Below are 13928 nucleotides of genomic sequence, written 5' to 3'. Positions count from 1 at the left end.
AGCCGCCGCGGCGGCCCGGCCCGCGCACCCGGCCGGTTGAGCCGCATGGGGAGGCCTAGGCGTCGCGGCGGCGCAGCACCGCGTAGCCCGCCGCCGCGCCGGCCGCCGCCCAGGCCAGGAGCCAGGCCAGCCCCTCCCCCGCCGGGTACGGCATCGGCCCGCCGGTCAGGTTGTCCGTGCTGCCCATGAACGCCAGCCCGGCGAACAGCGGCATCCGCATCGACACGTCCAGCGCCGCCTGGCTCCCGGTCATCAGCAGCATCAGCGGCAGGCCCATGAGCAGCATGAACACCACGGTCAAGGTCCCGGCCGCGCTCCGCACGGCGGCGGCCACGCCCAGCGTCAGCACCGACACCAGCGCGAAGAACACCCCCACCCCCAGCAGGTCGGTCACGACCTCGCCCGGTGGCAGCACCACCAGCCCGCCGAACACGTCGGCCGACAGCGCCAGGAAGACCATCCCCGTCGCCAGGCCGCCGCCGGCCACCCCCGCCACGAACATCACCGGCGCCATCACCAGCGCCTTGGCCGCCAGCACGGTCCCGCGCACGGGGGTCGCCTGCAAGGTGACCCGGATGCCGCCGGAGGCGTACTCCGAGGTGACCGTCAGCATCGCCAGCGCCACCAGCGCGAACTGCGCGAACGAGGTCGCCGACACCACCGGCTCGCTCGCCGTGATCCGCACCCCCCGCGCCCCTTCGCGCAGGGCGTCCGTGGCCGCCGCGCCGCCCAGCGTCAGCGCGCTCAGCACCAGGAGCGCCAGCCCGCCCGCCAGGCACCACCAGGTGGACCGCACCGACCACAGCTTCGCCCACTCCGACCCCGCCGCCTGCCACAACGCCCTCATGCCGGCACCCGCCCGGTGCCGTACTCCACGCTCGCCGCGGTCAGCTCCTGGTAGGCCTGCTCCAGCGACGCCTCCCTCGTACGCAGCTCGTGCAGCCTGATCCCGGCCTCGTGCGCCAGGTCGCCGACCCGGTCGATGGGAGCGCCGGTGGCGACGAGCTCGTTCTCGCCGAGCCGCTCCACGGTGATCCCGGCGGCGCGCAGGCGTCCCGCGAGCTCGCCGGCGTGCGGGCTGCGCGCGACCACGGCCGTGAGCGAGCTGCCCGCGATGACCTCCGCCAGCGGCGCGTCCATGATCAGCCGGCCTTTGCCGATCACCACGAGGTGGTCGGCCGTGAGCTGCATCTCGCTCATCAGATGGCTGGAGACGAACACCGTCCGCCCCTCCTCCGCCAGCGACCGCATCAGGCCGCGCACCCATCGCACCCCGTCCGGGTCGAGTCCGTTGACCGGCTCGTCGAACATGAGGACCTCGGGATCGCCCAGCAGCGCCGCCGCGATCCCGAGCCGCTGACTCATCCCGAGCGACAGCGTCCCGGCCCGCTTGCGCGCGGCCCCGGCCATGCCGACCGTCTCCAGCACCTGCGTGACGCGCCGCCGCGCGATGCCGTTGCTGCGCGCCAGCGCCACGAGGTGCGCGTGCCCGCTGCGGCCCGGGTGCACGGCGCGGGCGTCGAGGAGCGCGCCGACGGTCCGCAGCGGGTTCTTGATCCGGTGGTACGGGAGCCCGCCGATCGTCGCGGTGCCCGCCGTCGGACGGTCGAGGCCGAGGATCAGCCGCATCGTCGTCGACTTTCCGGCCCCGTTCGGCCCCAGGAACCCGGTCACGGTGCCCGGCCGCAGCTCCAGCGACAGGCCGTCCACGGCGAGACGGTCGCCGTACCGCTTGCTCAAGCCCTTGATACTGATCATGCCGACCCACGCTAGGCAGCGGCGGGCCGCGTCACCATGGGGGCGGACCGCCCACCTCGATGGCGGAAAACCGTAACGTCCACAGGCCGGGGGCGAACGGGGACGCTCCCGGCCTGCCCGGACAACGTAGCGCCGGCCCGGCCTGACGTACCGCGCAGAACTACTCGCACCAGGTGTGCCGTACGGCATCGCGCGGGCGGCCGATACGATATTTCGCTCCAGAAGCACCGGCATGGAGCCGTGCACGCGGGAACGTTCGCCGTGCTGCCGGAGGTCTGGGAGGGCGCGATCCTGCGGCGCGGCGAACGGCTCTCCTCCGGCGGCCAGCCCGAGATGCCGGAACCCAGCCACTGACCTCCGGCGGGGTCAGTGGCGGTCCGGCTCTTCCGCGCGCCGCTCGCGCCGGTGCCGGGCGACGCGCCGCACGACGAAGAAGATCACGGCCAGGGCCACCAGGCCGAGCACGACCTTGGACAGCCCGCCCACGTACGCCTCGACCACCGTCCAGCTCTCCCCCAGCAGGTAGCCGGCCAGCACCAGGGCGGTGTTCCAGATCAGGCTGCCGAGCGCCGTGCAGAGGAGGAACACCGGCAGGCGCATCCGCTCGACCCCGGCCGGGACGGAGATCATGCTGCGGAAGAACGGGATCAGCCGGCCGAAGAACACCGCCTTGCCGCCGTGCCTGGCGAACCACTCCTGCGTCTTGTCCATGTCGGAGGCGTCCATCAGCGGCATCCGAGCGACGATCGCGCGCACCCGCGCCGGCCCGAGGAGCGCGCCCAGCAGGTACAGCACGACCGCGCCCACCACGGATCCGGCCGTCGACCAGGCCAGCACCTCCGGCAGCGTCATCCGGCCCATGCTCGCGGTGAACCCGGCGAGCGGCAGGAAGACCTCGCTCGGCAAGGGCGGGAACAGGTTCTCGAGGGCGACCGCCAGGGCCACGCCTGGCCCGCCCAGCGCGGCCATGAGGTCCGCCGCCCATCCGGCGATGCCTCCGGGGTCGGCGGCGGTCAGCGATCCCTCGTGCATCGGTCCCTCCTGGGTGGTCGGCTGCGACCGCCCGAACCGGGCAGGGCGGGGGTCACGCGGCGGCTTTGCCCCTGCCCCGAAGGACGATGATCAATCTCACGCGGCGCCGGAGCGGGTCAGAGCACCTGGCCGGCCGGTCCGGTGAGCATGGTGGCCCCCGCGCCCGCGAAGTTGCCCAGGTCCGCGACCGCCGCCGCCCCCTGCTCGCTGCCCATCGCCGCGTTGAAGGCCGCCTCGTCGTCGAAGGTCAGCACCGCCACCAGGTGGTAGGCGGGCCGCTCGGCCGAGGGTGCGGCGGCGGGACGCTGCACGGTGTAGGCGCGCAGCCCGGGAAGGAGGGCCGCGAGCGGGGCGTGCGTCTCGTCGTAGTGCTTGTCGAAGGCGGCGGTGCTCTCGGGGTGGTGGTAGAGCACGACGAGCTGGAATGCCATGGGTCTGCCTCCTGGATCGGGGGATGTCCTCCGATCAAACCCCTGCGGGCCCCCTGGCGATAGAGGAACGGGTCATCCCACCGCCGCCGATCCGGGCGCGGCGGCACGGTCGCGCCGGTAGTCCTCGGCCGCCTCCCGGTAGCGCTGGTGCTCCGCCTCCGGGTCGGGCACCTGGGCGAGGGCGAAGTCACCGGTGGCGAAGAAGCGGGCCAGGGCGTCGTTGGCGCCGGTCGCGTGCCGGCCCGACCGGGGCAGCATGACCTCCTCGTAGCGGCGGATCGCCGCGTCGGCGGTGGGCTCCTCGGCGATCGCCCGGCCCAGCTCGGCCCCGTCGAGCAGGGCGAAGTTGGCCCCGAAGCCGCCGAACGGCGACATGAGGTGGGCCGCGTCGCCGAGCAGCGTCACGCCGGGCGTGTGCTCCCAGGTCAGCGGGGCGGGCAGGGCGTGGAGCGGCCGGTTGACGTAGCCGCCGTCGGTGCCGGTGAGCAGCGCCTGCAGCTCGGCGGCCCAGTGGCCGTACTCGCCGAGCAAGTACCGCCCCACGGCGGCCGCGTCGGCCAGGTCCAGGCCGGCCCGCTCCGGCCAGTCGAGGCCGGTCCGCAGGCCCAGGTACGCGCGGATGCGGCCGTCGCTGTTGCGCTGGGCGATGATGGCCCGGCCCTGACCGTCGTTCGCGAACATGTGCCCGTCGCCGACGAGCGCCGCGATCTCCGGATGCCGGTGTTCGACGTCGTCGAAGCGCACGTCGATGAACGAGACGCCGCTGTAGGCGGGCACGGCGTCGCTCAGCAGGGGGCGTACCCGGGACCAGGCGCCGTCGGCGCCGATCAGCAGGTCGGCCTCGGCGCTCCGGCCGCCGCCGAACTCCAGCCGGTGCCGCCCGCCGCCGAGCGGGACGGCCTCGGTCAGCCGGTGCCCCCACCGGACGGTGCCGGGCGCCACGTGCGCGGCCAGCAGGGCGCGCAGCTGCCCGCGGTCGATCTCGGGCGCGGCGGCGTCCTCCGCGCCCGGGGCGAACGCGTGCAGGACGTTGCCGTGGTGGTCGAGGCGGCTCTTGGCCTGGTCTTCGAGCCGGGCCAGCGCCATGAACTCCGCGAGCAGGCCGGCGTCCTGCATCGCGATCTGGCCGGAGTCGGCGTGCAGGTCCAGGGTGCCGCCCGGGTCACGGGCGGTCACGGAGGCGTCGGCGTCGTAGACGGTGACCTCGATGCCGTGGCGTTGCAGGATGCGTGCGCACATGAGACCGCCGGGGCCCGCGCCGACGACGGCGATGCGTACGGGTGACTTCATGGAAAATTCCTTTCGATCTTACTGAACGGGCGTTCGTTCAGCGCCACAGACAGTAGCTGAACGCGCGTTCGGCTGCAAGTAGACTGAGGCGACCTCGAAAGGACCATCCATGTCGACCAGCACGGGAAGCGAACGGCGCACGGGCACCGAGACACGCGCGGAGATCCTCCGCGTCGCGCTGCGGCTGTTCACCGAGAAGGGCTTCGAGGGCACCTCGACCCGGGACATCTCCAGCGCGCTCGGGATGACGAAATCCTCGCTCTACTACCACTTCAAGAACAAGGAGGAGATCGTCGCCAGCCTCATGGACGAGCGCCGCGACGAGCTCGACGAGTTCGTGGAGTGGCTCGCCGCGCAGCCGCCCGCGCCCGATCTGCTGCGGCGGGCGGTGCTGCGCTGGGTGTCGGGGGCCACCCCCGAACGACTCCAGCTCATGAGCCTCGCGCACGCCAACCAGCCGATCATGCGGCGGCTCATGGGCAGCGGCCAGGAGCTGCGGTCGAATTTCGACCGGGTGATCGACCTGCTCACCGGCGAGGCGGCCGGCCCCCGTGAGCGCCTGCTGACCCGCATGGCCTTCGACACCGTCAGCGCCGCGCTGCTGGCGGCGCTGGGCACCGACGCCGGCCCCGACGAGATCATCGCCGCCGCGCGAGACGCGGGCGCCGCGCTGGCCGACTCGCTCACCCCCGGCGGATGACGGCCTCTTGATCTCATCTGTGGACGGTCTACCATCTTCAGTATCCAGTATGGAGCTGATCGAATGGGCGACCTGGAGAAACCACTCGAAGAGGCCGTCCGCCTGGAGGCGGTCTACAAGGCGTTCGTGCCGCGCGGCCGCTCCGCGCAACCGCTGCTCGCCCTGGAGGACGTGACCCTCACCGCGCGGCCGGGCGAGTTCATCAGCCTGGTCGGCCCGTCGGGCTGCGGCAAGTCCACGGTGCTGAACCTGCTCGCCGGCCTCATCCAGCCCTCGGCCGGCCGGGTCGTCCACCGCGGCAAGCCGGTCTCCGGCGTGAACACCGAGGTCGGCTACATCACCCAGGACGACAACCTGCTGCCGTGGCGCTCGATGCTGCGCAACGTGGAGTACGGCCTGGAGCTGCGCCGCGTGCCCAAGCAGGAGCGGCGCCGGCGGGCCAGGGAGTTCATCGAGCTGGTCGGGCTCGGCGGCTTCGAGGACCACTACCCCCACGAGCTGTCCGGCGGCATGCGCAAGCGGGCCGGCATCGTGCGCACGCTCGCCTACGACAGCGACGTGGTGCTCATGGACGAGCCGTTCGGCCCGCTCGACGCACAGACGCGGGTCATCCTCCAGGACGAGCTGCTCAAGCTGTGGGAGCTGCGCAGGCCCGCGGTGCTGTTCGTCACCCACGACCTGGTCGAGGCCATCGCGCTGAGCGACAGGATCCTCACCTTCACCTGCCGGCCCGGCCGCATCAAGCGGGAGTACGAGGTGGGCCTGCCGCGCCCGCGCGACGTCTTCCACATCCACGACCTCCCCCGGTTCCGGCAGCTCTACGACGCGTTGTGGGACGACATCCGCATGGAGATCGCGGCGTCATGACGCTCTCCACGACACGCGGCGAGCCCTCCTCCGACGTGCTCGCGCGGGCCGCCGCCGGCGCCCGCGCCGCCGCGTCCCGCGAGCGGCTGCGCGTGCGCGGCGGGATCGCGCTGCTCGGCGCCGGGCTGCTGCTGTTCTGGGAGTACGGCCTCGGCCTGATCGTCGAGCGCCGGTACGTCAGCAGCCCTTCCGAGGTCGCGGCGCGGCTGGCGGACCTGGTGCTGGAGGGCAGGCTGTGGGGGCACGTGGCGACCACCCTGGCCGAGGCGGGCGCCGGTTACCTCATCGGCATCGCGGTAGGGCTGGCGGCGGCGCTGCTCCTGGTGGCCGTGCCGCTGCTGGACGAGATCGCCGGGCCCTTCCTCGCCGCGTTCTACTCCATTCCGAAGATCGCGCTGGCGCCCATGTTCATCATGTGGTTCGGCCTCGGACTGCTGCCCAAGGTGCTGCTGGCGGCGCTGATGGTGTTCCTGATCGTGCTGGCGAACACGATGGCGGGGGTGCGCGGCATCGAGCCCGGCCTGATCGAGGTCTCCCGGGTGCTGGGCGCGCGCGGGGTGACGCTCGTGCGCACGGTCGTGCTGCCGGGGGCCGCGCCCGCGGTGGTGGCGAGCATCCGGCTGACATTCTCGCGTGCCATGGTGGGCGCGATCCTGGGCGAGTTCATCGCCGCGACCCAGGGGCTCGGCTTCCTCATCGTGCGCTCGTCCCGCCAGTTCGAGACGGCGACGGTCTTCGCCGGGATCGTCGTCGTGGCCGCGCTGGTCATGCTGGTCAACGCCGTGATCAGGGCCGTCGAGGCGCGGGCGCTGCCGTGGAGCACGGAAAGGCCGCGCGGATGAGCGAAACGGGTGCGCGGGTGCTGGCCCAGGTGCGGCGGCGGGGCACGCGCCGCAGGCGGGCGCGGCGGGCGGTGGTGTGGGCGAGCAGGCTCGCCCTGGCCGCGGGCGCGATCGTCGTCTGGGACCTGATCTCCGGCACGCTCGTGCGGCCCTTCTTCATCAGCAGCCCGGAGGCGGTGGCCGCGCGGCTGCTCAGCTGGTTCGGCTCGGCGGACTTCTGGTTCCACGCCAGGTTCACGCTCACCTCGGCCGGGCTCGGGTTCCTCGCGGGGGCGGCCTCCGGGGTCGTGCTGGCCTGGCCGCTGGCGCTGCGCCGGGTGGCCTATCGCGTGGTGGAGCCGTACTTCCTGGTCGCGTACTCGATCCCGGCGGTGGCGCTGGGGCCGGTCTTCATCCTCTGGTTCGGCATCGGGCTCACGCCCAAGATCGTGCTGGCCGCGTACTTCGTGTTCTTCGTGGTCTTCGTCAACACCGTGGAGGGCATCAGGCAGGTGCCGCAGGGGCTGCTAGACGTCACGCGGGTGATGGGCGGCACCAGGTGGGCGACGATGCGGTCCGTGCTGCTGCCCGGCGCGCTGCCGTACATCCTCGCGGCCCTGCGCATCACCCTGCCGGCCGCCATGATCGGCGCGGTCGTCGGCGAGTTCATCGCGTCCAATCGCGGCATCGGCTACCTGACCAGGGCGGCGGCCGGGCGCTACCAGACCGCGGGGGTCATCGCGGGGACGATCGTGCTGGCCGCGATCGTCCTGCTGCTGTCGATGTCCCTGCGGCCGCTGTCCCGTGTGCTGCGCTGGCGGCCGGAGGTCCGGCTGCGCGGCGGAGACACCCTGTGATCCGAGGAGGTCGTTATGAGGGCCAGGTCAGCCGTGATCGCGGTGCTCCTGCTGGCGGCGGGCGGCTGCGCCGGAGGTGACGGCGCGGGCGGCGAACCGGGCGCGGCGAAGAAGATCACGATAGCGTCGGCGCCCAACGTGTTCCTCTCGGCCCTGTACGTCGCCCAGGACGACGGCCTGTTCGCCAAGGAGGGCCTGACGGTCGAGATCGTCGAGGTGGAGAGCGGCAACGACAGCGTCGCCGCGCTCGCCTCCGGCCAGGCCCAGTACGCCGACGTCGGGTTCGAGGACCTCGCCGAGCTGAGCAAGGCGGGGGACGACTCGGTGGTGATGGCGCACGACATCCTGAACCGGGTGACCCTCACGCTCGTCATGCGCAAGGAGGTGGCGGCGCGCAAGAAGGTGAGCGCCGCCTCGCCGCTGCGCGACCGGCTCGTCGCGCTCAAGGGGCTCAAGATCGGCATCACCTCGCCCGGCTCCCCCACCGACACCTACATGCGCTACTACCTGGGCTCGGTGGGCCTCGACCCGGAGCGCGACGTCGAGATCGTGCCGCTCGGGGGCGGGTCCGCGCTGCTCGCCGCCCTGGAGAAGGGCCAGATCGACGCCTATCACCTGTCGCCGCCGACGCCGTACGTGGCCGCGGAGAAGGGGTTCGGCGTCGTGCTCATCGACGGGCCCAAGGGCGAGGTGCCTGAGCTGGACAAGTTCGACTACACCGCCTGGGCGACGTCCCGGGAGTGGGCCGGGGCGAACACCGCCACCGCCGCCGCCTTCAGCCGCGTGCTCGCGCAGGCGACCGCGAAGGTCAAGCGGCAGCCGGACGCGGTGGCCGCCCAGATACTCGACGACCTCGGCAGCACCGACCAGGCGACGGTGCTGCGCACGGTCAAGGCGATGTCGCCCGCGCTGTCCGACAAGGGATGCTTCGACGGCGCGGTCGTGCGGCGCACACTCGACGTCATGCTCAGGCTCAAGATCCTCGAAGACCGGGCGGACGCCGCTGAGGGCCGCCTGTGGACCAACGACTACAACGGCTGCTGACCAGCGAGGAGCACCATGCGCATCATCCGGTACGACGACGCGGGCACGATCCGATGGGGGGTGCTCGGCACCGACGGCACGGTCCGGGCGGCCGATGGCGACCCCTGGACCGGGCTGCGCCCGGGAGCCGGCGTGGGGAGCGTGGACCAGGTCCGGCTGCGCGCCCCCGTCACCCCCAGCAAGATCCTCTGCGTGGGACGGAACTACGCCGACCACGCCGCCGAGTTCGGCAACCCGGTGCCCGAGGAGCCGCTGATCTTCCTCAAGCCGCCGTCGTCGATCGCCGGCCCGGGTGACGAGATCGTCTACCCGTCGCTGTCGGGACGGCTCGACCCCGAGGCCGAGCTGGTCGTCGTGATCGGCCGCGCGGGCCGCCGCATCCCGGCCGCGGAGGCCATGTCCCACGTGTACGGCTACACCATCGGCAACGACGTCACCGCCCGCGACCTGCAGAAGGGCGACCCGCAGTGGACGCGCGGCAAGGGCTTCGACACCTTCTGCCCGCTCGGCCCGTGGGTGGAGACCGAGTTCGACCCCTCGGACGTCCTGGTCACGTGCACGGTGAACGGGGAGGTGCGCCAGAGCGGCAGCACGCGCGACTTCATCTTCGGCATCCCGGCGCTCATCGCGTACGTCTCGGCGTTCGCCACGCTGGTGCCGGGCGACGTGATCATGACCGGCACGCCACCGGGCGTCCGCCCGGTCCAGCCCGGGGACACGATCACCGTGTCCGTCGGGGGACTGGGCGAACTGACCAACCCGGTGGTGGCCGAGAAGCCCTGAACCGTCCCTAGCCTGACGGGCCGGGCCGCACGTCGTCGTACTCCACCGCGTAGTCCTGCTGCGACCGGTCCTTCATCGCGAACGCGGCCACCACGCTGATCAGGGCGCAGATCGCCATGTAGACGGCGATGGCGAACGAGCTCTGGTAGGTGGCGTACAGCCACACCGCGATCAGCGGCGCGGGCCCGCCCGCCGTCACCGAGGCGAGCTGGTAGCCGAGCGAGGCGCCGCTGTAGCGCAGCCGGCCGGTGAAGCTCTCGGCGATGAACGTGGCCTGCGGGCCGTACTGGATGTCGTGGATGGGCGCGGACAGCACGATGGCCAGGAACACCAGCGACGGGACGCGGGTGTCCAGCAGCGGCCAGTAGATGAACGACCAGACCACCATCGCCGCCGCGCCGATCATGTAGAGCCGCCGGCGGCCCACGACGTCGGAGAGGTAACCCCAGAACGGCACGGTGAACAGCGAGACGACGCCGGCGGCGATGACGTACGGGTAGATGTCGCCCGCCTTGAAGCCCAGGGTCTTGGTGGCGTAGGTGAGGATGAACACGGTGAAGATGTAGAACGGCGCCTGCTGCCCGGTGCGCAGCAGCGCGCTGAGCAGGATCTCCCGCCAGTTCCTGCGGATGACCTCGCGCACGGGGACGCGCTCGACCCGGTTCTCCTCCAGGACCTTGGTGAAGACGGGCGTCTCCAGGATGCCGAGCCTGATGTAGAGGCCGATCCCCGCCATCACGATGCTGAGCAGGAACGGGATGCGCCAGCCCCAGTAGGTGTCGAGCGGCTGGAAGACCTGCAGCGCCAGATAGCCGAGCACGAGGCCGACCGGGACACCGAACTGCGGCCAGCTCCCGAGGAAGCCGCGCCGGCCGCCGCGCGATTTCCCCCACTCGGTGGCGAGCAGCACGGATCCGCCCCATTCGCCGCCGACGCTGATGCCCTGCAGCAGGCGCAGCAGCGTCAGCAGGATGCCGCCCCAGATGCCGATCTGGTCGTAGGTGGGCACCAGGCCCACGAGCGCGGTGGCGATGCCCATGCTGAGCAGGGTGATGATCAGGGTGGCCTTGCGGCCGATGCGGTCGCCGTAGTGGCCGAAGATCGCCGCGCCGATCGGGCGGGCGGCGAAACCGCCGAAGTAGGTGCCGAGGGCGAGCAGCAGGCCCGTCGTCGGATCGCTCGTCGGGAAGAACAGCCCCGCGAAAATGGTGCTGGCGGCGAAGCCGTAGAGGAAGAAGTCGTACCATTCGACGGAGGTCCCCACGGCGGAGGCGATCACCGCCCGGACCAGTTGCCGTTTCTTCTGCTGTTCTGTCGCGTCTAGCCGCTGCTCCTCGGTCATCTACCGCTCCTCGGTAGTCGCGCATTTCACCCGTGACGGTACATGACGGATGATCGTTGGTCACGAGGCTCTGTCAAGGCGCGTTGAGCAGCGGATGAGCGGCATGACGAGTGGTATGACGAGGGGCGCCGGGCCGTGTGCCGGGCGCCCCTCGCCGGGTTCCCGCTAGCCGCCCGTGATCACGAAGGTGGAGCCGGGTTCGCGCACGATGTTCCCGTCCGCCGAGTTGGTGATGGTGACGTTGGACAGCGTCGCGCTGCCGCGCGCGCCGGCGTGCGCCAGGATGCCGGCGCCGTTGTTCGACTTGTCGATGCGCACGTTGGTGACCGCGACGTTCGGCATGTTGCCGCCGCCCGTCTTGAACTGGATCCCGTCATAGGTCGAGTCGGATATATCGGTGTCCCGGATGGTGACTCCGGTGATGTCCCTGTTCTGGGCGAAGAGCGTGATGGCCCCGAACTCCTGCGCCTCCGACCAGAAGACGCCGCCGCAACGGTAGAGCCCGTTGTTCGCGATCAGCGTCTGGCCGGAGAAGGGCAGCGGGTTGTGGTCGGTCGCCAGCATGATGCCGGGGTAGTTCATGGTGTCGTAGATGAGGTTGTTCTCGATCGTGTTGCCGTGGCCGCCGTAGATGGCGATGCCGTTCGCCCGCCACGGGAGCTGGATGGTGTTGTTGACGAAGTGGTTGTCGTGGGCGATGTCCACGGCCGGGTCCTTCACGTACGGGTTGGCCCACACCGCCAGCGAGTCGTCGCCCGTCGTGCGGAACGAGGAGTTGTACACCCGCGAGTTCCGCGTGCCGTTGGAGAAGTTGATGCCGTCGGCGTAGGTGTCGCGGATGCGCATGCCGCTGAACTGCAGGCCGTCGGCCGGCCCCCACAGGTCGGGGATGTTGTCGAAGTCGCGGCCGACCCAGACGCCCACGTTCGCGTGCTCGATCCAGACGTTCGTGATCTTGGTGTTCAGGCCGAAGCGCCCGTTCAGCCCGACCCCGCCCTCGGCTCCGCCCGGCCCGCCGCGGATGCGGCCGGAGCCGAAGATGGCGACGTCGGAGATCTGGACGTTGTCGTCGATGTCGAAGCCGAAGTTGCCCTCGTGCGGGTGGTTGATGCCGCCCGTGGCCAGGTGCGGCTCGGTCAGCGTGTAGAACTGCGAGTGCCACATGCCCGCGCCGCGGATCGTGACGTCGCTGATGCCGACCTGGTTGTACTGGCCGCGGTTCAGCGGGTCGTCGGTGAGGATCTTCTTCTCCTGCCGCCACTGGCCCGGCGGGATCCAGACGCAGCCGATGACGCCGTTCTGGTCGTCCGTCACCGCGCGCTGGATGGCGGCCGTGTCGTCGAGCCCGTCGTCCGGCACCGCGCCGTAGCTGGTGATGGAGGTGCAACCGGCCGGCTGGGAGGCCGGCGGCGCGACCTGCTCCAGGTCGATCAGGTCGATGATGTAGAAGGAGGCGGTGTCGCCGCCGTCCCGCTGCAGCCGGAATTTGGTGCCCGCCGGGTACGACCTCGCCAGCAGCGCGTGCGACTCGTCGAACAGCCGTCTGGCGTCGGCCTGCGGGGTGTTGGTCAGGCCCTCGGGCTCGTCGGTGGTCCCGTAGAGCCAGCTGTGCCGCGAGGAGAGCGTCAGCTTCTGGGCGAAGACGCCGTCGGCGTACAGGCTGATGGTGGCCTCGATGCCGCCGCCGCCCGGGGCGTCGGGGATGGAGTTGCGCACCACGATGGAGTTGGCCTGGTTGGCCGAGGTGAACTCCACGTAGTGGCCGGTGCTGTTGAGCCGCACCGACTTGCGGCCCGAGGACTCGGTGGCGAAGTTGGTGTGCCCGAACGTGCGCAGCGCGTCGGCCTCCAGGAGGGTGCCCTGGTAGGCGGCGGCCTCGGCCTCGTACTCGACCCACGGCACCGCCGCGCCGCGCCCGACCACGATGGGCTGCGAGAAGGTGTTGTTGCTCTCGTTGGTCTCGGCGACCACGCCGGTCGCGTCCGCGGTGGCGGTGATGGTGGCGCCGCCGCTGGTGGCGGTCCAGCTCCCGCTGACCGCGACGTTGGCCGTCGCGCCCGCGGCGATCGGCGCGGTGCTGGTGTTGAGCGTGGTGCCGCCCACCGTCAGCCGGGTGACCGTGGTGGCGTTCGCCGCGGCGGACCCGCGGTTCCGCACGGCCACGGAGAACGTGACCGCCGCGCCGGCCGCCGGGTTCGGCGGGCTGGAGGTGATGCTCAGCACCTGGAGGTCCGGCCCTGGGGCCTCGCTGACCATCAGGGACGACGCCGCCGTGTGAGTGTTGTTGTCCTCGTCCTGCTCGGCGACGGTGTTGTCGGCGTCCACCTTGGCGCTGACCGGGTACGTGCCCGCCGGGCGGGTGCCGGCGACGTGCGTCACCGTGGCGGACGCTCCTGCGGCCAGGGCGGGGACGGCGGCGGTGCCGGCCAGGGTGCCGCCGAGGTAGAGGCTGACGCTGTCCGCCGGGGAGCCGGCCGTGCCGGCGTTCCTGACCGTGGCCGACAGCGTGATCGCGCTGGTCTCGCTCGGCGCGGCCGGGGTCCAGGTCAGGCTGGTGACGGTCAGGTCGGGGTTGGCCGCGGGGGTGCCGAAGATCTGGAACTCGGCGATCTGGCCGCCGGGTGCGCCGGAGTTGGCGGTGATCTGCAGGCGGACGTCGGCGGTCTTGGCGCTCAGGGGGATGGTGACGGTGTTGCCGGTGGCCGGGTCGAAGGTGTAGACGGCCTGGGCGAGCAGGGTGGTGAAGGTCGTGGCGCTCTGTTCGCGGCCGAGGACCTGGATGGTCTGGGTGCGGCGGGCCCAGGCGGCGTCGGGGTTGAGTTTGAGGGTCAGGGCGCTCAGGTCGGCGTTGGCGCCGAGCTGGACGGTGAGGGTGCTGGGGTAGGCGGCGCCTTCCCAGTAGGTCTGCAGGTTGTTGTCGTTGGCGTTGGCGGCGACGTAGGTGTGGGTGTGGGAGGACTCGGTGATGGGTTTGCCGGTGGCCAGGTTGGTGCCGCCGGGGTT

General features: G+C 71.7%; 13 protein-coding genes. 6 read left to right on the top strand and 7 right to left on the bottom strand.

All coding sequences use genetic code 11. From position 1 onward, the window contains the following. Positions 1-55: 55 nt before the first annotated feature. From ABEA43_RS41925 to ABEA43_RS41905, 5 genes are all read right to left on the bottom strand, one after another. Positions 56-847: an ABC transporter permease gene (locus ABEA43_RS41925; protein ID WP_345571055.1), complete on the bottom strand. Its 792-nt coding sequence runs from the start codon at positions 845-847 to the stop codon at positions 56-58. Further along, positions 844-1758, bottom strand: a complete 915-nt coding sequence (locus ABEA43_RS41920) for an ATP-binding cassette domain-containing protein (protein WP_345571054.1) — start codon at positions 1756-1758, stop codon at positions 844-846. The genes ABEA43_RS41925 and ABEA43_RS41920 overlap by 4 nt, the downstream gene beginning before the upstream one ends. A gap of 366 nt (positions 1759-2124) precedes the next feature. After that, a complete protein-coding gene (locus ABEA43_RS41915; protein ID WP_345571053.1) occupies positions 2125-2790 on the bottom strand; it encodes a DedA family protein in 666 nt (221 codons plus the stop codon). A gap of 116 nt (positions 2791-2906) precedes the next feature. After that, complete coding sequence (locus tag ABEA43_RS41910; RefSeq protein WP_345571052.1) at positions 2907-3221, bottom strand: EthD family reductase; 315 nt, start codon at positions 3219-3221, stop codon at positions 2907-2909. 72 nt (positions 3222-3293) lie between these two features. Then, positions 3294-4511: an FAD-dependent oxidoreductase gene (locus tag ABEA43_RS41905; protein ID WP_345571050.1), complete on the bottom strand. Its 1218-nt coding sequence runs from the start codon at positions 4509-4511 to the stop codon at positions 3294-3296. Between the two features lie 109 nt (positions 4512-4620). Here ABEA43_RS41905 and ABEA43_RS41900 point away from each other — a divergent pair, with 109 nt between their 5' ends. The 6 genes from ABEA43_RS41900 to ABEA43_RS41875 all read left to right on the top strand — a co-directional run bounded on the left by ABEA43_RS41900 (position 4621) and on the right by ABEA43_RS41875 (position 9583). After that, positions 4621-5211 carry a TetR/AcrR family transcriptional regulator gene (locus tag ABEA43_RS41900; RefSeq protein ID WP_345571049.1) on the top strand — a complete coding sequence of 197 codons (591 nt, stop codon included), beginning with the start codon at positions 4621-4623 and terminating at the stop codon, positions 5209-5211. 63 nt (positions 5212-5274) lie between these two features. Then, entirely contained in the window at positions 5275-6078 is an 804-nt protein-coding gene (locus tag ABEA43_RS41895; protein WP_345571047.1) for an ABC transporter ATP-binding protein, read from the top strand. After that, entirely contained in the window at positions 6075-6920 is an 846-nt protein-coding gene (locus tag ABEA43_RS41890) for an ABC transporter permease (protein WP_345571045.1), read from the top strand. The genes ABEA43_RS41895 and ABEA43_RS41890 overlap by 4 nt, the downstream gene beginning before the upstream one ends. Then, positions 6917-7756: an ABC transporter permease gene (locus ABEA43_RS41885; RefSeq protein WP_345571043.1), complete on the top strand. Its 840-nt coding sequence runs from the start codon at positions 6917-6919 to the stop codon at positions 7754-7756. Before ABEA43_RS41890 ends, ABEA43_RS41885 begins: the two co-directional genes overlap by 4 nt. 15 nt (positions 7757-7771) lie before the next feature. Further along, the gene (locus ABEA43_RS41880) at positions 7772-8800 is read left to right on the top strand and encodes an ABC transporter substrate-binding protein (RefSeq protein ID WP_345571042.1); all 1029 of its coding nucleotides are present in this window, start codon (positions 7772-7774) and stop codon (positions 8798-8800) included. Between the two features lie 15 nt (positions 8801-8815). Next, entirely contained in the window at positions 8816-9583 is a 768-nt protein-coding gene (locus tag ABEA43_RS41875) for a fumarylacetoacetate hydrolase family protein (RefSeq protein WP_345571040.1), read from the top strand. A 7-nt stretch (positions 9584-9590) separates the two neighbouring features. Here ABEA43_RS41875 and ABEA43_RS41870 read toward each other — a convergent pair whose 3' ends face one another. Then, positions 9591-10925 (bottom strand): MFS transporter, encoded by a 1335-nt coding sequence (locus tag ABEA43_RS41870; protein ID WP_345571039.1) that lies wholly within the window; start codon positions 10923-10925, stop codon positions 9591-9593. Between the two features lie 165 nt (positions 10926-11090). Then, positions 11091-13928, bottom strand: a 2838-nt coding sequence (locus tag ABEA43_RS41865) for a CARDB domain-containing protein (protein WP_345571037.1), incomplete at its 5' end; no start/stop codon positions are given.

Source organism: Nonomuraea rosea (genome assembly GCF_039539705.1).
Lineage (GTDB): Bacteria > Actinomycetota > Actinomycetes > Streptosporangiales > Streptosporangiaceae > Nonomuraea > Nonomuraea rosea.
This window is presented reverse-complemented; position numbering and strand designations above follow the sequence as displayed.

Coding starts and splice junctions, on each gene's coding strand:
- ABEA43_RS41870 (WP_345571039.1), bottom strand. CDS start 10,925: ATGACCGAGGAGCAGCGGCTAGACGCGACAGAACAGCAGAAGAAACGG.
- ABEA43_RS41895 (WP_345571047.1), top strand. CDS start 5,275: ATGGGCGACCTGGAGAAACCACTCGAAGAGGCCGTCCGCCTGGAGGCG.
- ABEA43_RS41885 (WP_345571043.1), top strand. CDS start 6,917: ATGAGCGAAACGGGTGCGCGGGTGCTGGCCCAGGTGCGGCGGCGGGGC.
- ABEA43_RS41875 (WP_345571040.1), top strand. CDS start 8,816: ATGCGCATCATCCGGTACGACGACGCGGGCACGATCCGATGGGGGGTG.
- ABEA43_RS41920 (WP_345571054.1), bottom strand. CDS start 1,758: ATGATCAGTATCAAGGGCTTGAGCAAGCGGTACGGCGACCGTCTCGCC.
- ABEA43_RS41880 (WP_345571042.1), top strand. CDS start 7,772: ATGAGGGCCAGGTCAGCCGTGATCGCGGTGCTCCTGCTGGCGGCGGGC.
- ABEA43_RS41905 (WP_345571050.1), bottom strand. CDS start 4,511: ATGAAGTCACCCGTACGCATCGCCGTCGTCGGCGCGGGCCCCGGCGGT.
- ABEA43_RS41925 (WP_345571055.1), bottom strand. CDS start 847: ATGAGGGCGTTGTGGCAGGCGGCGGGGTCGGAGTGGGCGAAGCTGTGG.
- ABEA43_RS41890 (WP_345571045.1), top strand. CDS start 6,075: ATGACGCTCTCCACGACACGCGGCGAGCCCTCCTCCGACGTGCTCGCG.
- ABEA43_RS41910 (WP_345571052.1), bottom strand. CDS start 3,221: ATGGCATTCCAGCTCGTCGTGCTCTACCACCACCCCGAGAGCACCGCC.
- ABEA43_RS41900 (WP_345571049.1), top strand. CDS start 4,621: ATGTCGACCAGCACGGGAAGCGAACGGCGCACGGGCACCGAGACACGC.
- ABEA43_RS41915 (WP_345571053.1), bottom strand. CDS start 2,790: ATGCACGAGGGATCGCTGACCGCCGCCGACCCCGGAGGCATCGCCGGA.